This window comes from Streptomyces sp. MB09-02B, assembly GCF_033794485.1.
Classification (GTDB): Bacteria; Actinomycetota; Actinomycetes; order Streptomycetales; family Streptomycetaceae; genus Streptomyces.
Genome location: NZ_JARGEE010000025.1, coordinates 1 through 23,343 on the forward strand (window position 1 = coordinate 1; position 23,343 = coordinate 23,343).

Annotated in this window: 18 protein-coding genes and 1 pseudogene; 2 read left to right on the forward strand and 17 right to left on the reverse strand. The window is 69.5% G+C overall.

The annotated features are described in order from the left end of the window. Positions 1-376: 376 nt before the first annotated feature. From aroB to P1P70_RS06225, 16 genes are all read right to left on the reverse strand, one after another. Positions 377-1,468 (reverse strand): 3-dehydroquinate synthase, encoded by a 1,092-nt coding sequence (gene aroB, locus P1P70_RS06150; protein ID WP_319235228.1) that lies wholly within the window; start codon positions 1,466-1,468, stop codon positions 377-379. Further along, the gene (locus P1P70_RS06155; RefSeq protein WP_319235276.1) at positions 1,465-1,947 is read right to left on the reverse strand and encodes a shikimate kinase; all 483 of its coding nucleotides are present in this window, start codon (positions 1,945-1,947) and stop codon (positions 1,465-1,467) included. Before P1P70_RS06155 ends, aroB begins: the two co-directional genes overlap by 4 nt. A 32-nt stretch (positions 1,948-1,979) precedes the next feature. Then, positions 1,980-3,164 (reverse strand): chorismate synthase, encoded by a 1,185-nt coding sequence (gene aroC, locus P1P70_RS06160; RefSeq protein ID WP_319235230.1) that lies wholly within the window; start codon positions 3,162-3,164, stop codon positions 1,980-1,982. 191 nt (positions 3,165-3,355) lie between these two features. Next, positions 3,356-3,814 (reverse strand): (2Fe-2S)-binding protein, encoded by a 459-nt coding sequence (locus P1P70_RS06165; protein WP_045557240.1) that lies wholly within the window; start codon positions 3,812-3,814, stop codon positions 3,356-3,358. A gap of 28 nt (positions 3,815-3,842) precedes the next feature. After that, positions 3,843-6,050: a xanthine dehydrogenase family protein molybdopterin-binding subunit gene (locus tag P1P70_RS06170; protein ID WP_319235231.1), complete on the reverse strand. Its 2,208-nt coding sequence runs from the start codon at positions 6,048-6,050 to the stop codon at positions 3,843-3,845. A gap of 130 nt (positions 6,051-6,180) precedes the next feature. Next, positions 6,181-7,020: a shikimate dehydrogenase gene (locus P1P70_RS06175; RefSeq protein WP_319235233.1), complete on the reverse strand. Its 840-nt coding sequence runs from the start codon at positions 7,018-7,020 to the stop codon at positions 6,181-6,183. After that, complete coding sequence (gene mltG / locus P1P70_RS06180; protein WP_319235234.1) at positions 7,017-8,852, reverse strand: endolytic transglycosylase MltG; 1,836 nt, start codon at positions 8,850-8,852, stop codon at positions 7,017-7,019. The genes P1P70_RS06175 and mltG overlap by 4 nt, the downstream gene beginning before the upstream one ends. A 124-nt stretch (positions 8,853-8,976) precedes the next feature. Beyond that, positions 8,977-9,441, reverse strand: coding sequence for a Holliday junction resolvase RuvX (gene ruvX / locus P1P70_RS06185; RefSeq protein WP_093789435.1), 465 nt, complete (start codon positions 9,439-9,441; stop codon positions 8,977-8,979). Between the two features lie 38 nt (positions 9,442-9,479). After that, positions 9,480-12,152, reverse strand: a complete 2,673-nt coding sequence (gene alaS, locus P1P70_RS06190; RefSeq protein ID WP_319235236.1) for an alanine--tRNA ligase — start codon at positions 12,150-12,152, stop codon at positions 9,480-9,482. Next, positions 12,152-12,526 (reverse strand): hypothetical protein, encoded by a 375-nt coding sequence (locus P1P70_RS06195; RefSeq protein ID WP_319235238.1) that lies wholly within the window; start codon positions 12,524-12,526, stop codon positions 12,152-12,154. The genes alaS and P1P70_RS06195 overlap by 1 nt, the downstream gene beginning before the upstream one ends. A 7-nt stretch (positions 12,527-12,533) precedes the next feature. Then, entirely contained in the window at positions 12,534-12,980 is a 447-nt protein-coding gene (locus tag P1P70_RS06200; protein WP_319235278.1) for a DUF948 domain-containing protein, read from the reverse strand. 196 nt (positions 12,981-13,176) lie between these two features. Then, on the reverse strand, positions 13,177-13,791 hold the full coding sequence (rpsD, locus tag P1P70_RS06205) for a 30S ribosomal protein S4 (protein WP_033532580.1): 615 nt from the start codon (positions 13,789-13,791) through the stop codon (positions 13,177-13,179). Positions 13,792-14,087: 296 nt separating this feature from the next. Next, positions 14,088-15,443 (reverse strand): replication-associated recombination protein A, encoded by a 1,356-nt coding sequence (locus tag P1P70_RS06210; protein ID WP_319235241.1) that lies wholly within the window; start codon positions 15,441-15,443, stop codon positions 14,088-14,090. Positions 15,444-15,512: 69 nt separating this feature from the next. Further along, positions 15,513-16,151: a vitamin K epoxide reductase family protein gene (locus P1P70_RS06215; protein WP_319235243.1), complete on the reverse strand. Its 639-nt coding sequence runs from the start codon at positions 16,149-16,151 to the stop codon at positions 15,513-15,515. A gap of 147 nt (positions 16,152-16,298) precedes the next feature. After that, positions 16,299-17,561, reverse strand: a complete 1,263-nt coding sequence (hisS, locus tag P1P70_RS06220; protein WP_319235245.1) for a histidine--tRNA ligase — start codon at positions 17,559-17,561, stop codon at positions 16,299-16,301. 11 nt (positions 17,562-17,572) lie between these two features. After that, on the reverse strand, positions 17,573-18,292 hold the full coding sequence (locus tag P1P70_RS06225; RefSeq protein WP_319235247.1) for an MBL fold metallo-hydrolase: 720 nt from the start codon (positions 18,290-18,292) through the stop codon (positions 17,573-17,575). 167 nt (positions 18,293-18,459) lie between these two features. Between P1P70_RS06225 and P1P70_RS06230 the strand changes: the two genes are divergently transcribed. Then, the gene (locus P1P70_RS06230; RefSeq protein ID WP_319235249.1) at positions 18,460-19,305 is read left to right on the forward strand and encodes a peptidylprolyl isomerase; all 846 of its coding nucleotides are present in this window, start codon (positions 18,460-18,462) and stop codon (positions 19,303-19,305) included. Positions 19,306-19,440: 135 nt separating this feature from the next. Continuing rightward, positions 19,441-20,670, forward strand: coding sequence for a DUF349 domain-containing protein (locus tag P1P70_RS06235; RefSeq protein ID WP_319235251.1), 1,230 nt, complete (start codon positions 19,441-19,443; stop codon positions 20,668-20,670). 78 nt (positions 20,671-20,748) lie between these two features. Here the strand turns inward: P1P70_RS06235 and P1P70_RS06240 are convergent. Continuing rightward, a pseudogene (locus P1P70_RS06240) lies at positions 20,749-23,188 on the reverse strand (RelA/SpoT family protein). Between the last annotated feature and the right edge of the window lie 155 nt (positions 23,189-23,343).

Genomic DNA, 23,343 nt, shown 5'->3' on the forward strand with positions numbered 1-23,343 from the left:
GCGGTACGGGGCCCGGATGCGTGCCCGGGGGGATCGGTTGGCCCGCACCGGGGTGGTGACCCGGTGGGTTCGCGCCCGGCGCTCCCGGATGAGGGGGTGCCGGGTGTCCCTGGTGGTTCGCGGTCGGCGACCACGGGGCCGCCGGGTCCTGCCCCGGCCGATGGGGCGGCGGCAGCGGAGCTCCCACTGCGTGCTGCATCCGGTGCCACTCCGTCTCGTACAGTCACATCGACACTGGCGAGCGGGACCTCACGACCCCGCCCTTACCGAACGGTACCGTCCCCGGCCGCCGTTTGGTGAACGGCCGGGGGCAGCCCGAAGTGCCCAAGTGGCCAGGGACACAAGGCGAATCGGGCAAGTGGTGCCCGAGCGGGTGTTACTGGCCCACTTCGCCGTAGGCGGCGAGCAGGATCGCCGGGTCGGGACCCTCCAGGACGGTGGGCTTGGCCAGACCGTCCAGGACGATGAAGCGCAGCAGGTCGCCCCGGGACTTCTTGTCGACCTTCATCGTCTCCAGCAGCCGGGGCCACTGGTCGTAGCGGTAGTGCAGCGGCAGCCCGACCGACTCGAGGACCGTGCGATGACGGTCCGCGGTGGCGTCGTCCAACCGGCCCGCCAGACGGCCCAGTTCGGCCGCGAAGTGCATGCCCACGGACACGGCCGCGCCGTGCCGCCACTGGTAGCGCTCGTTCTTCTCGATGGCGTGGGCCAGCGTGTGCCCGTAGTTGAGGATCTCGCGGCGGCCGGACTCCTTGAGGTCGCCGGAGACGACCTCGGCCTTGACCCGGATCGACCGCTCGATCAGCTCCGAGGTGTGCCGCCCGGCAGGCGTGCGGGCGGCCTGCGGGTCGGCCTCGACCAGGTCCAGGATCACCGGGTCGGCGATGAAGCCGGCCTTGATGATCTCGGCGAGTCCGGAGACGTAGTCGTTGACCGGCAGCGAGTCGAGCGCGGCCAGGTCGCACAGCACCCCGGCCGGCGGGTGGAACGAGCCCACCAGGTTCTTGCCCTCGGCCGTGTTGATTCCGGTCTTGCCGCCGACGGCCGCGTCCACCATGGCCAGCACGGTGGTGGGGATGGCGATCCAGCGGACCCCGCGCAGCCAGGTCGCCGCCACGAAGCCGGCCAGGTCGGTGGTGGCGCCGCCGCCGACACCGACGATGACATCGGTGCGGGTGAAGCCGGACTGGCCGAGCGCCTTCCAGCAGTACGCGGCGACCTCGGCGGTCTTGGCCTCCTCCGCGTTCGGCACCTGGATGGCGACCGCCTCGAAGCCCTGCTCCGCCAGGTCGGCGCGCAGGGCCTCGCCGGTGCCCTCCAGCGCCTCCGGGTGGATCACCGCGACGCGCTTGACGCGGTTGCCGATCAACCCGCCGAGTTCGCCGAGGAGTTGACGCCCCACCAGAACCTCGTACGGCTCGGTGCCCGCCGTACCGCCGACCTGGATACGGGTCACTGTCTCGCTCATGCGTCCTTCAACTCCAGTGCGTCCAGGGCAGCCCGGGTGACTTCCTCGGGCGTGCGGCCGTCGGTGGCGACGACGGCCGTGGCGACCTCCTCGTAGAGGTTGCGCCGGGCGTCCATCAACTCCCGCCACTGCTTGCGGGGATTGACGGCCAGCAGGGGGCGGGCGGCGTTGAGGCCGGTGCGCTTGACGGCCTCCTCGACGTCCATCGAGAGGTACACGACCCGCTGCCCCACGAGCAGGGCCCGGGTGTCGGCGTCGAGGATCGCACCGCCGCCGAGGGCGAGGACCCCGTCGTGGGTCGCGAGCGCCGTGTGCACGGCCTTTTTCTCGATGGCACGGAAGGCGGGCTCGCCCTCGTCGACGAAGATCTCCGCGATCTCGCGGCCCTGCTCGGCCACGATGTCGTCGTCGGTGTCGCGGTAGGCGACGCCGAGCCGCTCGGCGAGCAGCTGTCCGACGGTGGACTTGCCGACGCCCATGGGGCCGACGAGGACAACCAGAGGCACCGGGCTCACCGGATCGCGAGGTGGTCGAGGTAGGAGCGGACGTTGCGGGCCGTCTCGGTGACGCTGTCGCCGCCGAACTTCTCGGCCACCGCGTCGGCCAGCACCAGGGCCACCATCGCCTCGGCGACGATACCGGCCGCCGGCACGGCGGAGACGTCGGAGCGCTGGTGGTGGGCCTGCGTGGCCTCGCCCGTGGTCACGTCGACGGTCTGCAGGGCGCGCGGCACGGTCGCGATCGGCTTCATCGCCGCACGGACCCGCAGCAGCTCGCCGGTGCTGAGCCCGCCCTCGGTGCCGCCGGAGCGGCCGGAGACCCGGCGGATACCCTCGGGGGTGTTCACGATCTCGTCGTGCGCCTTGGAGCCCGGCACCCGCGCCAGTTCGAAGCCGTCACCGACCTCGACGCCCTTGATGGCCTGGATGCCCATCAGCGCGCCGGCGAGTCGGGCGTCCAGCTTGCGGTCCCAGTGGACGTGCGAGCCGAGGCCCACGGGCACGCCGTACGCCAGGATCTCGACGACGCCGCCGAGGGTGTCGCCGTCCTTGTGGGCCTGGTCGATCTCCGCGACCATCGTCTTCGACGCGTCGGCGTCCAGGCAGCGCACCGGGTCGGCGTCCAGCTTGTCCACGTCGGCCGGGGTCGGGTACACCCCCTGCGGGGCCTTCGCGGCGGCCAGCTCGACGACGTGGCTGACGATCTCGACGCCGGCCGTCTCCTTCAGGTACGACCGGGCGACGGCGCCGAGGGCGACCCGGGCGGCGGTCTCCCGGGCAGAGGCCCGCTCCAGGACCGGACGGGCCTCGTCGAAGCCGTACTTCTGCATGCCGGCCAGGTCGGCGTGACCGGGCCGGGGGCGGGTCAGCGGCGCGTTGCGGGCGAGCCCGGCGAGGATCTCCGGGTCGACCGGGTCGGCCGCCATGACCTGCTCCCACTTCGGCCACTCGGTGTTCCCGACCATGATCGCCACCGGGGAGCCCATGGTGAGGCCGTGCCGCACACCGCCGAGGAAGGTGACCTCGTCGCGCTCGAACTTCATCCGGGCACCGCGTCCATAGCCCAGGCGCCGCCGGGCCAGGTGGTCCGCCACCATCTCCGTGGTGATCGGCACGCCGGCGGGAAGGCCCTCCAGCGTCGCGACAAGTGCGGGACCGTGGGACTCCCCCGCGGTCAGCCAGCGCAACCTGCTCAACGGTGCTCCTCCAGTGCTCGCGCCCGGTACTGCGTCCTGCCTGCGTGTACGCGCGTCCTCGCGTACGGCGACGGCTACCGGGTGCGCGGCCCCGGCCCGCCACCTCCGATCCTCCCACGTCCGGGGCGGCAGCCGGTCACAGGTCCAGCAGACGGACGGGCCAGGCGCGCGGGACGGAGCACCGCGCCGGGTCAGCGCATCTTCGCCGCCGCGCTCTTGATCGCCTCGCGGATGCGGAAGTACGTGCCGCAGCGGCAGACGTTGGCGATCTCGTCGATGTCGGCGTCGGTGGGGTCGCTGGTCCGCTTGAGCAGGGCGACGGCGGCCATGATCTGCCCGGGCTGGCAGTAACCGCACTGGGCGACGTCCTGCTCCAGCCAGGCCTCCTGGACGGGGTGCAGCTCGTCGCCGTCGGCCAGGCCCTCGATGGTGGTGACCTCGCGGCCCGCCGCCTCGGCGACCGGCACCACGCAGGGCCGGACGGCCTCGCCGTCGAGGTGGCTGGTGCAGGCCTTGCAGACGTCGATCCCGCAGCCGTACTTCGGGCCGCGCACGCCCAGCAGATCGCGCAGTGCCCACAGCAGGGGCAGGTCGTCGGGGGCGTCGACGGTGACGGTCTCGCCGTTCACGGTGAAGGTGTGGGAGGGCATCGATGTGCTCCTGGACTGTGCGGTGGGCTCAGCGGGGGAAGGGCGTGAAGTCCACGTCGAAGTTGAGGGGGAAGCTGCGCGGCTTGGTGCCGGTGGCCCGCGCGTAGGCGTTGGCGACGGCGCCGACGGCCGCCGGGACGCCCAGTTCGCCCGCGCCGCCGGGTTCGTCGGCCCCCTCGATGACGAAGATCCTGACGTCCTTCGGGGAGTCCTTCTGGCGGGCGTAGTGGAACTGGGAGTAGCTGCCTTCCAGCGGCAGGCCCTCGTCGATGTGGAGCCCGGCCCGCAAGGTGGTGGAGATGGCGTCCGTGAGCCCGCCGAGCAGCTGGGCCTCCAGGCCGCGCGGGTTGATCACGCGGCCCACGTCGGCGGCGATGACGGCCTTGGTCACGCGGGGCTTCTTCGGATCGGTCGCGTCGATCTCGACCAGGCAGGCCGTGCAGGCCTTGTACTCGTCGTGGAAGGCGACGCCCTGGGCCCAGCCGTCGGGGAGGATCCGCCCCCAGTTCCCCTCCGCCGCGACTTTGTCGAGCACGGCCCGCTGCCGCGCGGTCTTGAGGAACTCCCGCCGGAAGGCGACGGGGTCCTTGCCCAGCTTCGCCGCCAGCTCGTCGACGATGATCTCCTCGGCCCCGCGGGTGTTGGCCGAGTACACCGAGCGCCACGACCCGGTGTGCATCCTGATCGGCACCTCGGTGAGCGTCTGTGCGGTGACCCCGAAGTTGTACGGGGATTTCACCGTGGTCAGGAACAGGGTCTGGGCGAAGGTCGCGTTCCCGATGCCGGACGGCAGGCTCGCCGCGGCGGCGGTGATCGCGTCGCCGAGCCCGTGGCGGAAGTCGGTCTCCACCGCCGCCACCTGGTGGGTGAAGGTGAGCACCTGCCCGGCCGCGTAGGTGGCCCGGACCCGGTGGTGGGTGGCGGGCCGCATCCGCCCGTGCCGCATGTCGTCGATACGGGACCACATCAGCCGTACCGGCCGCCCGCTCTTCTTCGACACGACGGCGGCCTCCAGTGCCGCGTCGTAGAAGAGCCGCCGCCCGAAGGAGCCGCCGGACTGCACGACGTGCACGTCGACCTTGGACACGGGGAGCCCGACGGCCTTGGCGATGGCGGCCTGGGCGACGATCGGCGACTTCAGCCCGGACCAGATCTCGGCACGGTCTGCCCGCACGTCCGCCACGGCCGAGTTCGTCTCCAGCGGCGCATGGCTGGCGAACGCGAAGTCGAACGCGCCCTCCACCTTCTTCACCAGCAGCCCGAGGACGTCCAGCGAGGGCGTGGCCGCCTTCAGCTTCGCCCTGATGCCGTCGTCCGAGAGCGCGTCGACGCTGCCCGGCCCCCAGGTGACGTCCAGCGCCTCCTTGCCGTCGAGGGCCTGCCCGAACGTTTCCGCGACGACGGCGACGCCCGTGTCGATGGTCACCACGTCGAGCACGCCGGGCATGGCCCGTACGGCGGCCTCGTTGTTCACCGCCTTCACCGTGCCGTTGATCGTCGGCGGCCTGCGCACCATGCAGGGCTTGGCCCCCGGCACGTCGAGGTCGAGCGTGTAGGCCTGCTTGCCCGTGACCAGGGCACGGGCATCGATGCGTGAGGTGGGGGTGCCGACGAGGGTGTGCTCCGACTCCTTCTTCGGCGTGACGGTGAGGTAGCCGAGGTCGAGGGATGCGGCGGCCGCCGAGAGCGAGCCGTAGGAGGCGGTACGTCCGTCCGGCGCGACGACGACGCCCTGACGCATCGTCAACTCACGTGCTGAAAGCCCCCATTGCTTTGCGGCGGCACGAACCAGGCGGGCCCGTGCGGCGGCTGCCGTGTGCCGGACCGGATCGTAGAGCGAGCGGATGGAGTTGGAGCTGCCGGTGAGCTGGTTGAACAGCAACTCCGGCCGCGCGTCGTCCAGTTGGATCCTGACCCGGTCGAGCGGGGTGTCCAGCTCCTCCGCCACCAGCATCGCCACGGCAGTCGTGAGCCCCTGCCCGACCTCCTCGCGCGGCAGCCGGAAATGGGCCACGCCCTCCTCGTCGACGCTCAGCACCAGCATGTGCGCCGTCGGCGTCCCGGCCAGGATCAGCAGATCACCGAGGTCCACCAGATCCGCCGGCGCGGGCAGTGTGGGGATCGCCGCCTCCGCGCTGCCGGGCTCGTAGACGTCCAGGCCGATCTTGGTGGCGACCGCGAGCGTGGGCGCGGCCACCAGATACGTGAGAAACCTGCGCCGGGAGTGACGTGACATGTGGGCTCCGTTCAACGCCCCGCCTGCGTCGCCGGGCCGCCCGGTGATGATCGCCGCTGGTTACCCCTCGGTACAAGGGCTTCACAGCATCAGCACACGCGGGGTGACACGCGGGCTGCTCGCCCCTCCCTCAGCCGCGCTCGGCCAGCGCCCGCTCCCCCGCCGTCCGCATCGCCGCCACCGGCGCCGTCTTGCACCCGGTCATCTGCTCGACCTGCAGCACCGCCTGGTGGACGAGCAGATCGAGCCCGCTGACGACGGCACCGCCGTATGCCGACCAGCGCGCGGCGAGTTCCGTCGGCCACGGGTGGTACAGCACGTCGAACAGCGTCGTCGGCCGCTCCGGCACCACACCGGACAGCGCGTCCGTCGCCCCGGCCGGTGTCGTGGCGATGACAAGGGGAGCGCTCAGGCCGCGCTCGGCCTCCGCCCAGTCCGCCGTACGTACCTCGACTTCCAGCCGCTCGCCCCACTGCCGCATCTCGGCGGCCCGCGCCTCGCTCCGGACGTACGCCACGACCTCACCGGTACAGATCCGGGCGAGCGCGGCGAGCGCGGAGGACGCCGTGGCGCCCGCGCCGAGGATGGCCGCCGACTCCACCTGCTCGATGCCGCGCTCCCGCAGGGCCGCGACCATCCCGGGGATGTCGGTGTTGTCGCCGACGCGACGTCCGTCCTCGGTGAACACCAGCGTGTTGACGGCCTCGACGGAGGTCGCCGTCTCGCTGATCTCGTCCAGCAACGGGATGACCGCCCGCTTGAGCGGCATGGTCAGCGAGAGGCCCGCCCACTCCGGCCCGAGCTGCTCGACGAAGCCGGGCAGAGCCTCCTCGTCGACCTCGAATCGGTCGTACGACCAGTCGGTGAGCCCGAGTTCGGCGTACGCGGCCCGGTGCAGCACCGGGGAGAGCGAGTGGGCGATGGGCGAACCGAGCACGGCGGCGCGGTTCTTGCTGGCGGTGCGGCTCATTGTGCGTTCTGCGCTTCCTGGTACTTCCGGCGGTTCTTGTTGTGCTCTTCGTTGGTGACGGCGAACAGCGTCTCGTCCTTGCTGATCGACACGAAGTAGTACCAGTCGCCCTTGGTCGGCTTGAGGGCTCCCTCGATCGCCTCGTCGCCGGGGTTGCCGATCGGCCCGGGCGGCAACCCATACACCTTGTACGTGTTGTACGGGTCATCGATCCGCCGCAGCGAGTCGACTGAGCCGGTGGCCAGCTTGGATTCACCGCGCAGGTAATTGACCGTCGAGTCGAAGTCGAGCAGCCCAGCCGTCTCCGCATTGTTGGGCTCAAGGCGGTTGTAGACGACCCGCGCGATCTTCTTGTAGTCCTTGCTGTTGTTTCCCTCGGCCTGCACCAGGCTCGCGACGGTGAGCACCTGAAGCGGACTTTCGAGCTTCAGACCCTTCGCCTTGCCCGTCAGATCGAACTGCTCGTACTTCGCCTTCGCGAGATCGATCATTTCCTTCAGGACCGCCTCGGGCTTCATGTCATTGGCGACCGGATAGGTGGACGGGTAGAGGAATCCTTCCAGCGGATCCTTGATCTCGTCGTTGTCGTTCGCCCACTCGGGCAGGCCGAGTGAGTTCCACTTCTTCTCGGCGACGTCGGCGGTGGTGCCCTTCTTGAGGCCGAGTTCCTTGTCGATCAAGACATAGATTGCACTGTTCCGCTCACCTTCACGCACAGTGAAGTTGTTCTGGCTCTTCGGATCCAGCATCAAGGCGATAGCGCTTGCAGCGGACATCTCCTTCTTGAGGAGATAAACACCGGCCTGAATGTCCTTCCCGGGATTCTTCGCCAGCGCGGCCGTGAAGGCGTCCACGCTCTTGACGACCCCGGCCGTTTTCAATTTCTGCCCGATGTCCGACCCGAACTCACCCTTGGCGACCGTGATCGTCACGGTGTCGTTCGTGCCGTTGCCCGAATAGTCGGGAGCCTCGCCAAAACGACTCTGGAAGAACTGGTACCCGAAATAACTCACACCGGCGAAGCCGCCGCCGAGGACCATGACGACCACCAGGCAGGCGCACCCGCTGCGGCGCTTCTTGCCGCCCTTGCCCGGTTTCTTGGACTTGCCGCCGCGGCCCTTCCGGTCGCCCCGGCCGCCACGCCCCTCCGACTCGTCGTCATCGTCGTCATCGGCGCTACCCGCGAAGAACGCGTGCTCGCCCTGGTCCGGCCCGGGGTCCCAGTCGGTCCGTTCGGCGGCCTGCGGCTTCTCGGCCTCGGGCTCCGGAGCGGGCGTGGTGTCCGCGCGGCGGCGGGCGGGCGGCTCCGGCGGCGGATACGCGTCGGGCGTCCCGTAGAAGTCCTGCTGGCCACCGCCCCCGTAGGCCATCGCCTGCTGCTGTCCCCCGTAGGGGTCGTTCGGGTCGCCGGCGTAAGTGCCCTGCTGGTGCTGGTGTGTTCCGTTGTTCCAGCCGCCGTTGACCTGGTCGTACTGCTGCTGACCAGGTCCGGGGTACTGCTGGTGGTGCTGGGGCTGGTGGTGCTGAGGCTGGGGCTGGTGGTGCTGGGGCTGCTGCTGGCCGGCGTACTGCTGCCCCGGGTCGCCGTACTCCTGCTGGTACTGCTGCTGGGCGTAGGCGTCATGATGGCCGTTGCCCCAGGTGCCGTTGCCGTTTCCGTTGTCGTACTGCTGCTGGTACTGCTGCTGCTCCGGGTAGTGCTGCTGCGGCTGGCCGCCGTACGCGGACTGCTGGCCCGCCTGGGCCTGCTGTCCGTCCCATCCGCCGTCCCCGTACAACGGGTCGTCCGGATGCCACGGTTCGGAGCCTGGGCCCCGGCCATACTCAGTCATCGATCCCCTAGAGCCGCGAGGCGGCGGTCACGCGGGGCCTGTGGCTCGGCTGTCGTCCCCGCCTCTTTTTGTGCGGTGGCTGTTCGAAGGCCACCACATCGCGCGGAACGTTACCGTATCGCGATCAGATGACCACTTCGACGCCCTCGCCCGGAGCTTTGCCTGACATCCGTTCGGATTCCAACGCCTGTTGCAGGATGATCACGGCCGCTGCCTGGTCGATGACCGACCTGCCCTTTTTGGATTTCACCCCTGAGGCACGCAGGCCTTGACCGGCCGTCACCGTGGTCATTCTCTCGTCGATGAGTCTGACCGGAACGGGCGCGATCATGCGAGCCAACTCCTGGGCGAAACCTCGCACCTTGACGGCGGCCGGCCCCTCTCCGCCTTTCAGAGAGCGTGGCAGACCGACGATTACTTCGATAGGTACGTATTCGTCGACCAGTTGTCTCAATCGACGCTGAGCCGCCGGGACATCGCGTCCGGGAACCGTCTCGACCGGGGTGGCGAGGATCCCGTCGGGGTCGCAGGAGGCGACACCGATCCGGGCGTCCCCGACGTCGATCGCGAGGCGACGGCCACGGCGCATGGCCGGACCGTCGCCTTCGCTCGTGTGATCCGTGGTGCTCACTTGGCCGTCTCGGCGACCAGGCGCTCGACCGCGTCCACGGCCTCGCCCACGGCGGCCGCGTTCTGGCCGCCGCCCTGGGCGACGTCCGGCTTGCCGCCACCGCCGCCGCCGAGGGTCTTGGCGGCCGTACGGACCAGGTCGCCGGCCTTCAGGCCGCGCTCGCGGGCGGCCTCGTTGGTGGCGATGACGGTGAGCGGCTTGCCGTTCACGACGGTGAACAGGGCGACCACGACGGCCCGGCCGCCCTGGATGCGTCCGCGCACGTCGAGGACGAGCTTGCGGAGGTCGTCGGCGGTGGTGCCGTCCGGGACCTGACCGGTCACGAGAGCGACGCCGGAAACGTCCTTGGCGGACTCGACGAGACCACCGGCGGCCTGGAGCACCTTCTCCGCGCGGAACTTCTCGATCTCCTTCTCGGCGTCCTTCAGCTTGCCGAGCATTGCGGAGACCTTCTCCGGAAGCTCCTCCGGGCGGCCCTTGATCAGCTCCTGGAGCTGGGCGACGACCGTGTGCTCACGGGCGAGGAAGTTGTAGGCGTCGACGCCGACGAGGGCTTCGATACGGCGCACGCCGGAGCCGATCGAGGACTCGCCGAGGAGCTTCACCAGGCCGAGCTGCGATGTGTTGTGGACGTGCGTGCCGCCGCACAGTTCCTTGGAGAAGTCGCCGATGGTGACGACGCGGACGCGCTCGCCGTACTTCTCGCCGAACTCGGCGATGGCGCCCTGCTTCTTGGCCTCGTCGAGGCTCAGGATCTCCGCGTGGACGTCCAGGTCGCGGGAGAGCACCTCGTTGATCTTCTGCTCGACGTCGGTCATCACGGCCGTCGGAACGGCGGACGGGGAGCCGAAGTCGAAGCGGAAGCGGCCGGGCTGGTTCTCGGAACCGGCCTGGGCGGCCGTCGGGCCGAGGGCGTCGCGCAGGGCCTGGTGGGTGAGGTGGGTGGCCGAGTGGGCGCGGGCGATGGCCGTACGGCGGCGGCCGTCGATCGAGGCCTGGGCCTTGGCGCCGACGGTGACCTCGCCGACCTGGACGACGCCCTTGTGGACGTAGACGCCCGGGACCGGCTTCTGGCAGTCGCGGATCTCGATGACGGCACCGGAGTCGACCTTGATCCGGCCGGTGTCGCCGATCTGACCGCCGCCCTCGGCGTAGAACGGGGTGCGGTCGAGGACGATCTCGACCTCGTCGCCCTCGGTGGCGGCGGGCGAGGAGAGACCGTCGACGAGGATGCCGACGACTGTGGACTCGCCCTCGGTGTCCGAGTAGCCGATGAACTCGGTCTCCCCGGCGGTGTCGGCGATCTCACGGTAGGCGCCGAGGTCGGCGTGGCCGGTCTTCTTGGAACGGGCGTCGGCCTTGGCCTTGTCCCGCTGCTCCTTCATCAGGCGGCGGAAGCCGTCCTCGTCCACGGAGAGGCCCTGTTCGGCGGCCATCTCCAGGGTGAGGTCGATCGGGAAGCCCCAGGTGTCGTGGAGCAGGAACGCCTTGTCGCCGGGCAACTGCTTGCCACCGGCGGTCTTGGTGTCGGTGATGGCCGTGTCGAGGATGCTCGTGCCGGCCTTCAGCGTCTTGAGGAAGGCGTTCTCCTCGGCGAGGGCGACCTTCTCGATGCGCTCGCGGTCGGTGATCAGCTCGGGGTACTGCTGGCCCATCATGCCGATGACGACGTCGATGAGGTCCTTGACGACCGGGCCGGTGGCACCGAGCAGGCGCATGTTGCGGATGGCGCGGCGCATGATGCGGCGCAGGACGTAGCCACGGCCCTCGTTGCCCGGGGTGACGCCGTCGCCGATGAGCATCACGGCGGTGCGGATGTGGTCGGTGACCACGCGCAGGGAGACGTCGGACGCGTGGGCGTCGCCGTAGCGGACGCCGGTCAGCTCGGTGGCCTTGTCGATGACGGCCATGGAGGTGTCGATCTCGTACATGTTCTGCACGCCCTGCAGAATCATGGCGAGGCGCTCCAGGCCGAGGCCGGTGTCGATGTTCTTGCTGGGCAGCTCGCCGAGGATCTCGAAGTCCTCCTTGGAGGTGCCCTCGCCGCGCTCGTACTGCATGAAGACCAGGTTCCAGATCTCCACGTACCGCTCGTCGTTGACGGCCGGGCCGCCCTCGACGCCGAACTCCGGGCCGCGGTCGTAGTTGATCTCGGAACACGGGCCGCACGGGCCGGGGACGCCCATGGACCAGTAGTTGTCCTTCTTGCCGAGGCGCTGGATGCGCTCCTTGGGCACGCCGACCTGCTCGTGCCAGATGCGCTCGGCCTCGTCGTCGTCCTTGTAGACGGTGATCCAGAGCTTCTCGGGCTCCAGGCCGTAACCACCCTTGTCCTGGGGGCTGGTGAGCAGCTCCCAGGCGTGCTGGATGGCGCCCTCCTTGAAGTAGTCGCCGAAGGAGAAGTTGCCGCACATCTGGAAGAACGTGCCGTGCCGGGTGGTCTTGCCGACCTCTTCGATGTCCGGCGTACGGACGCACTTCTGCACGCTGGTGGCGCGGTCGAAGGAGGGCTTGACCTCACCGAGGAAGTACGGCTTGAAGGGGACCATGCCCGCGTTGACCAGGAGCAGAGTCGGGTCGTCCGCGATGAGCGACGCCGAAGGGACAACGGTGTGACCGCGCTCCTCGAAGAAGCTCAACCAGCGGCGACGAATCTCGGCCGACTCCATCAGTGGTCCTCATTCCGGTTGTACGGGTACGGCGAGTTGTCGGCGTACCTCGGATTCCTGCTGTACTTCGAGGTGTTGCTGTTCTCGATGGCCACGACGCGCCGCGGGGCCGGAAGCTCCGGGTACGTGTCGGGATTGGCCTCGATGCCGAGCGCCTCGCCCAACTCGGCCTCCCGCTGGGCCATGTTGTCGCGGACGTCGAGCGCGAAGTGGACGGCCCGGTCCTTGATCCTGTGGCCCGCCTCGACCGCCTTGTGCGCTGCCTGGGTCGCGAGGTGCTCGGGCGTGAGCTGCTTCAGTTTGCGGTTGACCTTGGTGGTGGCCCACACTCCGGCGGCGACCCCTGTGGTGAACCAGAACGTACGGCGGAACATCGCTCGGTCAGTCCTTCTTTCCACGGGTGTCACGCCTGCTCCGGCGCGTGCCCGGAACGGTGCGTCCCACGATCACGGTACGACGCTGTTCCTCGGCGGACTCGCCCTCCCGGCGGCCGCCCATGGCCCGGCGTACGCCGTAGCCGAAGGCGGCGACCTTCACGAGGGGGCCGCCGAAGGTGGACGCGACGGTCGTGGAGAGCGCCGAGGCGTTCGACGTGACCTCCTGGACGTCGGACGCGATGGCGTCGACCCGCTCGATCTGGGTCTGCGCGGAGCGGACGGCGGTGGACGCGTCGGCGAGGAGGGGGACGGCCTGGTCGGTCACGTCCGCGACGAGCTTGGTGGTCGCCTTGAGCGTCTGGGCCAGCCTCGCCAGCGCGACGGCGAGGAAGGAGACCAGGATCGCCCAGAAGACGGCCACCAGGATCCCGGCCACCTCTCCACCGGACACTGTCTGCACCCGCTCCCTGGAACATGCCTGAACGTCGAAAAGTCGTGTCCCGAGCCTATCGCGCCGGGGCGATCGCTCAGAACCGCATTAATGCCTACCGCACCAAGGCGTCAGCCCGCCGTCCCGCCCGCCTCGGAAGGCGGGGGAACGACGGGCTGACGCTCGGTGCGTGTGTCCTACGTCCGTCGAAAGAGGATCAACGGGCGTAGTACTCGACGACGAGCTGCTCGTCGCAGATGACCGGGATCTCCTTGCGGTTCGGGTCGCGGTCCAGGCGGAAGGCCAGGGCCTTCAGGTTCACCTGGAGGTAGCGCGGGGTCTCACCGTCGGCGGCGAAGCCACCCTCGCGGGCGACCTCGAACAGCGGCTTCTGACGGCTGCGCTCACGGACCATGACGACGTCGTCCGGCTTGACGCGGAAGGACGGCTTGTCGACCTTGTGGCCGTTGACCTCGATGTGGCCGTGGACGACCATCTGGCGGGCCTGGTAGATCGTGCGGGCGATGCCCGAACGCAGGACCAGCGCGTCGAGACGGCGCTCGAGCTCGATGATCAGGGCCTCACCGGTCTTGCCCTGGACCTTGGAGGCACGCTCGTAGGCGCGGACGAGCTGGCGCTCGGACACGTCGTACTGCGCGCGCAGACGCTGCTTCTCGAGCAGACGGACCTTGTAGTCCGAGTTCTGCTTGCGGCCGCGGCCGTGCTCACCCGGCGGGTAGGGGCGGGCCTCGAAGTACTTGACGGCCTTCGGGGTCAGCGCGATGCCGAGGGCACGCGACTTCTTGACCTTGGGGCGGGACTGGTTCGCCACGATCTCTCATTTCTGGGTGTTCGGCTTGTCAGGGTTGAGGGAGGTCGCATCCGCAGCCGGGGAAACCCGCCGGATCCGTGAGGGACCCGATGGGCAGCCGCTCCCCTGGTCTGGGCACATACGTGCAGCACGCGAGTGGCCCACCGACCGGTCCCGCCGTACGACGGATGGTGGTGGGCTGCCCGCGACACCATTCGAACGGTGCGCGACGCTCCTGGAACCCCCTGAGGAGTTCCGGCTGACCGTCCCGTTCTGACTGCACGGGACACAGCACTTCGGCTGAGTCTACAGGCTGCTCAGGACCGCTTACGACCGAGGTGCTGACGGGTCCACTCCACCGCGTCGGCGTACCGGGCCTCGGCGCCGTGCCGGGTGGGGGTGTAGTACTCCCGGTCCCTGAGCTCCTCCGGGGCGTACTGCTGGGCCGCGATCCCTTCGGGCAGGTCGTGCGGGTAGACGTACCCCTGCGCGTGACCGAGCTTGGCCGCGCCCTTGTAGTGCCCGTCTCGCAGGTGCGCCGGCACGGGTCCCGCGTGTCCCTTGCGCACGTCCTCCATGGCGGCGCCGATGGCCGTCGTCGCGGAGTTCGACTTCGGGGCCAGGGCGAGGGCGATGGTGGCGTGGCTGAGGGTGAGCGCAGCCTCGGGGAAGCCGATCATGGCGACGGCCTGGGCGGCCGCCACGGCTATGGGCAGGGCGTTCGGGTCGGCGAGGCCGATGTCCTCGCTGGCGGAGATCATCAGGCGGCGGGCGATGAACCGGGGGTCCTCACCGGCCTCGATCATCCGAGCCAGGTAGTGCAGCGCGGCGTCCACGTCCGAACCTCGGATCGACTTGATCAGTGCGCTGGCCACGTCGTAGTGCTGGTCGCCGTCGCGGTCGTACTTCACGGCGGCGCGGTCGACGGTCTCTTCCAGCGTCTGGAGCGCGATCTCCCGCTCCCCCTTGTCGAGGGCGGCGCCGGCCGCGGCCTCCAGGGCGGTCAAGGCGCGGCGGGCGTCGCCGCCGGCGATCCGCAGGAGGTGCGCCTCGGTGTCCTCGGGCAGGGTGAGCGCGTCCTTGAGCCCGCGCTCGTCACCCAGCGCGCGTTTCAGCAGGCCGCTGAGGTCGTCGTCGGTGAGCGGTTCGAGGGTGAGGAGGAGGGAGCGGGACAGGAGCGGGGAGATCACCGAGAAGTACGGGTTCTCCGTGGTCGCCGCGATCAGGGTGACCCAGCGGTTCTCGACGGCCGGGAGGAGGGAGTCCTGCTGGGCCTTGCTGAAGCGGTGGATCTCGTCGAGGAAGAGAACGGTCTCCTTGCCGAAACCGCCGGTGGCGCGGCGGGCGCCCTCGATGACCGCGCGGACCTCCTTGACCCCGGCGGTGATCGCGGAGAGCTCCACGAACCGCTTGTTGGTGGCCTTGGAGACGACGTACGCCAGGGTCGTCTTGCCGGTGCCGGGCGGGCCCCAGAGGATCACCGAGGAGGGGCCGGCGGGGCCGCCGCCGGACTCTCCGACCAGTCTGCGCAGCGGCGAGCCGGGCTTCAGCAGGTGCTGCTGGCCCACGACCTCGTCCAGGGTGCGCGGACGCATCCGTACGGCCAGGGGGCTGGCGGCCGGGTCCTTCTCCTGGCGTTCTTCGGCGGCGGCGGTGAACAGATCGGGCTCCACACCGAAAACCCTATGTCACCCCACTGACAGTCCCCGCCGGAGCCGCCCTGTCGCTCGACGGGGAACCCGTCAGCTGGTCCAGAAGTCCCACCAGCGGGTCAGGATCAGCATGCCGATGATGCCGATGTGCATCACGGGCAGGACCCAGGTGAACTCGCCGAAGAAGTTCTTCAGCCAGCTCGGCGCGGGCAGGAAGCCGTTGCGGATGTTGGAGGACGTGACGTACCAGAACATCAGGATGGTGGCGACCCAGGCGAGGCAGCACCACAGGCAGAGCGAGTTGATGGTGTAGAGCGACTGGTACTGGAGCCAGGTCACGAAGCCGACCCCGAAGAGGGTGCCCGCGTTGAAGGTGAGCCAGTACCAGCGGGGGAAGGTGGCCCGGGCCAGCAGGCTCATGCCGACGCAGATGACCATGCCGTACGCGACGAGGCCGAGCATCGGGTTGGGGAACCCGAAGACGGAGGCCTGGTCGCTCTTCATGATGTTGCCGCAGGAGACGACCGGGTTGAGGCTGCACCCGGGGGTGAAGTTCGGGTCTTCGAGCAGCTTGAACTTGTCGAGCGTGATGACCCAGGAGGCGAGCAGTCCGGCCGCACCGGTGATCAGCAGCAGGATCGCGAAGGCCCGGCTTCCGCCCGCCGTGCGCGGGGCCTCGGTGTGTTCCCGGTCGGTGGTCGAGACGTCCCTGACTGTCGTCTTGCTCATCACGTCGATTCCGTCGATTCCATAGCGTCGAAGGGGCCGCTGGGGCAGGGTCATTGTGCCGTACACCCTCGCGCGCGGACCGTTCACTGGACGTAAAAGTCGCCCCCGCCACCCGTAAAGGGCGACGAGGGCGACAACGGTTCGAACTCAGCCCAGCCGGGCCTCGAGCTCGGCCACGATCTCGTTCACGCCGACGGCGACCTGCTCTCCGGACTCCATGTCCTTGAGCTGGACGACGCCCTCGGCGAGGTCACGCTCGCCGGCCACGATCGTGTAGCGCGCGCCGCTGCGGTTGGCGTTCTTCATCGCGCCCTTCAGGCCCCTGCCGCCGTAGGCGAAGTCGGCCGCGATGCCGACCTTGCGCAGTTCGGTGACCTTGGCGAACAGCAGGCGGCGGGCCTCGTCGCCGAGCGGGACGGCGAAGACGCTGGTGGCGGCGGGGAGTTCGAGCTCGACGCCCTCCGCCTCCAGGGCGAGGACCGTGCGGTCGACGCCGAGGGCCCAGCCGACCGAGGGCAGCGCGGGGCCGCCGATCATCTCGGAGAGGCCGTCGTAGCGACCGCCGCCGCCGACCGCGGACTGCGAGCCCAGACCGTCGTGGACGAACTCGAAGGTCGTACGCGTGTAGTAGTCGAGGCCGCGCACCAGCTTGAGGTCGTCCTCGAAGGCGACGCCCGCCGCCGTGATCAGGGCGCGCACCTCCTCGTGGTACGCCTTGCAGGCGTCGCAGAGGTAGTCGCGCAGCAGCGGGGCGTCACCGAGCTGCTTCTGCACCGACTCGCGCTTGTCGTCGAGGACGCGCAGCGGGTTGATCTCCGCGCGGCGGAGCGTGTCCTCGTCGAGGTCCAGGCCGCGCAGGAACTCCTGGAGCGCCGCGCGGTAGACGGGGCGGCACTCCTTGTCGCCGAGGCTGTTGAGCAGGATGCGGAAGTTCCTGAGGCCCAGCGAGCGGTACGCCTGGTCCGCCAGGATGATCAACTCGGCGTCCAGGGCCGGGTCCTCGGCACCGATCGCCTCGGCGCCGACCTGGGAGAAGTGGCGGTAGCGGCCCGCCTGGGGCGCCTCGTAGCGGTAGTACGAGCCCGAGTACCAGAGCTTGACGGGCAGGTTGCCCTGCCGGTGCAGGCTCGCCTCCAGCGTCGCGCGCAGCACGGACGCGGTGCCCTCGGGACGCAGGGCAAGCCTGTCCCCGCCCTTCGTCTCGAAGGCGTACATCTCCTTGGTCACGATGTCGGTCGATTCACCGACACCCCGCGCGAACAGCTCGACGTTCTCGAAACCGGGCGTCTCGACATAGCCGTATCCGGAGTTGCGCAGCGGGACGGCGATCGCCTCACGGACCGCGAGGAACATCGCGGAACGGGGTGGCAGCAGGTCGTACGTGCCCTTGGGGGCCTGAAAGGTGCTCACGGAAGGTCTCGTCACATTCCTCGTCGGGGAGGGGTCGTCGGACCCGCTCCCTGGCCGCCGGCGTCCGCCACCTGCCGCAGATACGGGTTGGTGGCGCGCTCCTGGCCGATGGTCGTCTGGGGGCCGTGGCCGGACAGCACCACGGTCGAGTCGTCGAGCGGCAGGCACACGCGGGCCAGCGAGTCGAGCATCTCGGCCATGTCACCGCCGGGCAGGTCGGTGCGTCCGATGGAGCCGGCGAACAGCAGATCCCCGGAGAAGAACACGGACGGGATCTCCGTGTTCTCGGGCATCCGGAAGGTCACCGACCCCTTGGTATGGCCGGGCGCGTGCGAGACGGCCAGCTCCAGACCTGCCAGCTCCAGCTTGGCGCCGTCGGTCAACTCCTTGACGTCACCGGGTTCCCCCACGGTCAGCTCGCCCATGAGCGGCATGCCGATGGACCGGCCGAGCGCCTTCTCCGGGTCGCTCATCATGTACCGGTCCTCGGGGTGGATCCACGCCGGAACGTCGTGCGCGCCGCACACCGGGACGACCGAGGCCACGTGGTCGATGTGGCCGTGGGTGAGGACGACGGCGACGGGCTTGAGCCGATGCTTCTTCAGCGTCTCCTCGACACCCTGGGTGGCCTGGTGGCCCGGGTCGATGATCACGCACTCCTCACCGGCGGCGGGGGCGACCAGGTAACAGTTGGTCCCCCAGGCCCCGGCGGGGAACCCGGCAATGAGCACGATCGTCCTTCTTGTGGCGTACGAGGGTGGGTTGCTGTGGATCAGAGCCTACCGGCGCTGCCGTTTCCTCAGCGAACCCATATACGGTACGGGTCACACGCAATCAGTCCACTCAACGGACGCGCGACGCACCCGTCGACGTACGAGACGCATGAGGAGAGAACCCCGTGGTCAGCCAGGATCAGCGGCGGCGTCAGCTCGCCCGGGAGAAGTTCTTGCGGCAGCAGCAGCGGCGCACGTCCGCGCGGCGCAAGGCACGAGTCCGCAACGCGGCGATCGCTTCGGTGCTCGGTGTGATCCTGGTGGGCAGTGTGGCGCTCTACACGACCGACGTCCTCAAGGGCGACGACAAGAAGGACAACGTGAGCGCGGACGCGAGCGCGAGCCCGTCGCCCAGCAAGGCGCCGGACCCGTGCGAGAAGCCGGCGGAGGGGAAGGTGAAGGACCTCACCTTCAAGAAGGAACCCGCGATCACCATCGACAAGACCGCGAAGTACACGATGGATCTGCAGACGACCTGTGGTTCCATCCCCATAACGATGGACGCGGCGAAGGCCCCGCACACCGTCAACTCCTTCGACTTCCTGGTGAAGAAGGGGTACTTGGACCACACCAAGTGCCACCGGCTCACCACCGAGGGGATCTACGTCCTGCAGTGCGGTGATCCGCAGGGCACCGGCATGGGTGGCCCCGGCTACACGATCCCGGACGAGAACCTCAAGGACTCGCGTCTGAAGGGCGATGTGTACCCGGCGGGCACGGTCGCGATGGCGAACCAGTTCAACGCGCAGACGGGCGAGGGCAAGAACAGCGGCGGCAGTCAGTTCTTCCTGGTCTTCCAGGACAGTCCGTTGCCGGCCAACTACACACCGTTCGGCACGGTCTCCGAGGACGGCATGAAGGTCCTGAAGAAGATCGCCGACGCGGGTGCCCAGCCCACGGACCCCCAGACCGGCAACACGGCACCCAACGCGACCGTGGTAATCAACAAGGCGACTGTCAAGAAATCCTGACCGCCACCAGTGAAATTTCGGTCGCGCGGGATGCGGACAGGCAACCCGCCGGTCGCCTATGTTGGCCGTGACGAAACTGTGGACGATGCCCGGGGGTGCTGAGGCCCCTCGCAGGCATCATGTGGAGGAGGCGCTGTGAGCAGCGACCCGTGGGGCCGCGTCGACGAGACGGGGACCGTGTACGTGCGTACGGCCGACGGCGAGCAGGTCGTCGGTTCCTGGCAGGCAGGCTCCCCCGAGGAGGCGCTGGCCTATTTCGAGCGCAAGTACGAAGGCCTGGTTGTCGAGATCGGCCTCCTCGAGAAGCGCGTCAAGACCACCGACCTGTCGGCGAAGGACGCCCAGACCGCGATCGACCACATTCGCGAGCAGGTCGACGCACACCACGCGGTCGGTGACCTGGAGGCGCTCAAGGTACGGCTGGACAAGCTCGTCGAGACCGTCGAGGCGCGCCGCGAGGAGCGCAAGCAGCAGCGGGCCAAGCAGTCCGACGAGGCCCGGCACGCCAAGGAGGCGCTGGTCACCGAGGCGGAGGAGCTGGCCCAGTCCGATCAGTGGCGGGCCGCCGGTGAGCGGCTGCGGGCGCTGGTGGACACCTGGAAGGGTCTGCCTCGGCTGGACCGCAAGTCCGACGACGAGCTCTGGCACCGCTTCTCGCACGCCCGCTCGGCGTTCTCCAAGCGTCGCAAGGCCCACTTCGCGCAGCTCGACGCGCAGCGCGAGGACGCCCGCAAGGCCAAGGAGAAGCTGGTCGCGGAGGCCGAGGCGCTGTCGAACTCGACGGACTGGGGGCCGACGGCCGCGCGCTACCGCGAGCTCATGGCCGACTGGAAGGCCGCCGGCCGCGCCCAGCGCGAGCACGAGGACGACCTGTGGAACCGCTTCCGCGGGGCCCAGGACGTCTTCTTCGCCGCCCGTAGCTCGGTGTTCGCCGAGCGTGACGCGGAGCAGTCGGAGAACCTCAAGCTCAAGGAGGAGCTGGCCGGGGAGGCGGAGAAGATCCTGCCGGTGACGGATCTGAAGGCGGCCCGTGCCGCCTTCCGCTCGGTCAACGAGCGGTGGGAGGCCATCGGCCACGTGCCGCGGGACGCCCGTCCGAAGGTCGAGGGCCGGATGCACGCGGTCGAGCGGGCCATCCAGGAGGCCGAGGAGGCGGAGTGGCGCCGCACCAACCCGGAGGCCCGTGCCCGTGCGGCCGGTCTCACGGGGCAGCTGCAGGCCGCCGTCGACAAGCTGAAGCCCCAGATCGAGGCCGCCCGCGCCCAGGGCAACAACGCCAGGGCCGACAAGCTCCAGCGCGAGCTCGACGGCCGCCAGGCGCTGCTGGACCAGGCGCTGAAGGGGCTGCAGGAGTTCGGCGGCTGACGCCGACAGCACATCTCATGTGAGAGGGGCTCCCGTACGGTTCGTACGGGAGCCCCTCTCACATGTGTGCGAGCGCGGTCACGGCCTGCGTGCCGATGTCACCCGGTACACGTCGTACACGCCCTCCACGCCGCGTACGGCCTTCAGGACGTGGCCCAGGTGCTTCGGGTCGCCCATCTCGAAGGTGAAGCGGGAGGTGGCGACGCGGTCGCGGGAGGTCTGGACGGCGGCCGACAGGATGTTGACGTGCTGGTCGGACAGGACGCGGGTGACGTCCGAGAGGAGACGGCTGCGGTCCAGTGCCTCGACCTGTATGGCGACGAGGAAGACCGAGGACTGGGTCGGGGCCCACTCGACGTCGAGGATGCGCTCGGGTTCACGGGAGAGCGACTCCACGTTGACGCAGTCGCTGCGGTGAACCGATACGCCACTGCCCCGGGTGACGAATCCGATGATGGGGTCGCCGGGGACGGGCGTACAGCAGCGGGCGAGCTTGACCCACACGTCGTCGACGCCCTTGACCACGACACCGGGGTCGTTGCTGCCGCGCCGCTTGCGGCTCCGGCCGCTGGTGGGCGGTACGGCCTCGTCGATCTCCTCGGTGGCGGCCTCCTCGCCGCCGAGGGCCTGGACGAGCTTCTGCACGACGCTCTGCGCGGAGACATGGCCTTCGCCTATGGCCGCGTAGAGGGCGGAGATGTCCGGGTAGCGCATCTCGTGCGCCAGGGTGACGAGTGAGTCGCCGGTGAGGATGCGCTGGATCGGCAGGTTCTGCTTGCGCATCGCGCGGACGATGGCGTCCTTGCCCTGCTCGATGGCCTCGTCGCGCCGCTCCTTGGAGAACCAGGCGCGGATCTTGTTGCGGGCGCGCGGCGACTTGACGAAGCCGAGCCAGTCGCGGGAGGGGCCCGCGCCGGCCGCCTTGGAGGTGAAGACCTCCACCAGGTCGCCGTTGTCGAGGGTGGATTCGAGCGGGACGAGGCGGCCGTTGACCCGGGCGCCTATGGTGCGGTGGCCGACCTCGGTGTGGACCGCGTACGCGAAGTCGACGGGGGTCGCGCTGGCCGGCAGGGCGATGACGTCGCCCTTCGGGGTGAAGACGAAGACCTCGTTGCGGGAGAGGTCGAAGCGCAGGGACTCCAGGAACTCTCCGGGGTCCTCGGTCTCCTTCTGCCAGTCCAGCAGCTGCCGCAGCCAGGCCATGTCGTTGAGGTGGTCGTCCTTGCCCGTGGTCCGGGGCGCGTCGGTGCGCACCTTGGAGGCGCCGGCGACAGCCTCCTGCTTGTACTTCCAGTGCGCGGCGATGCCGTACTCGGCGCGGCGGTGCATGTCGAACGTACGGATCTGGAGTTCGACGGGCTTGCCGTTGGGTCCGATGACCGTCGTGTGCAGCGACTGGTACATGTTGAACTTGGGCATCGCGATGTAGTCCTTGAACCGTCCCGGAACCGGGTTCCAGCGGGCGTGGACGGTGCCCAGGGCCGCGTAGCAGTCGCGGACGGTGTCCACCAGGACGCGGATGCCGACCAGGTCGTAGATCTCCGCGAAGTCCCGGCCGCGGACGATCATCTTCTGGTAGACGCTGTAGTAGTGCTTGGGGCGGCCGGTGACGGTCGCCTTGATGCGGGCGGCCCGCAGGTCCTGCTGGACCTCGTCGGTCACTATGGCGAGGTACTCGTCGCGCTTGGGGGCGCGCTCGGCGACGAGGCGGACGATCTCGTCGTACATCTTGGGGTAGAGGATCGCGAAGGCGAGGTCCTCCAGCTCCCACTTGATGGTGTTCATGCCCAGGCGGTGGGCGAGGGGCGCGTAGATCTCCAGGGTCTCGCGCGCCTTCTTCTCCTGCTTCTCACGCTTGAGGTAGCGCATGGTGCGCATGTTGTGCAGGCGGTCGGCGAGCTTGATGACCAGGACACGGGGGTCCTTGGCCATGGCGACGACCATCTTGCGCACGGTCTCGGCCTGGGCGGCCTCGCCGAACTTGACCTTGTCCAGCTTGGTGACGCCGTCGACGAGGAGGCCGACGGAGTCCCCGAAGTCGCGGCGGAGCTGGTCGAGGCCGTACTCGGTGTCCTCGACCGTGTCGTGCAGCAGACCGGCCATCAAGGTGGCCGGATCCATACCCAGCTCGGCGAGGATCGTGGTGACGGCGAGGGGGTGCGTGATGTACGGGTCGCCGCTCTTGCGCTTCTGGCCCCGGTGCCAGCGCTCGGCGACCTGGTAGGCCTTCTCGATCTGGCGGAGCGTCGACGTCTCGATCTTCGGGTCGTTGCCGCGCACGGCCCGCAGCAACGGCTCCAGGACCGGGTTGTACGGATTGGAGCGCTGGACACCGAGACGGGCGCGCCGGGCCGTCGGTCTTGTCGGCGGGCGCGGACTGGGCGTGCTCGACGGAGCCCTGCGCGGACGTGGCGGTGTTCTCGGGGTTCGCCTTCGCCGCGTGCTGCGCGGGCTTGGCCGCGGGGCCCGAGGCGGACTCGGGCTTGGCGGCGGTCAGGTGCTGGGCCTCGTCTGCCAAGAGGGCTCCTCGTGCGCGATCCGGGTCCCCCGGTCAGGCTCCGGAGCACCCATGGTAGCGATCCCGCGCCCCAGGATCGCCTTCAGGCCACATTGAGGGCGGTCTACCCATGCAACACGGGGGGCGCTCGGCGGATTCCGGGGCAGCGCGGAGTG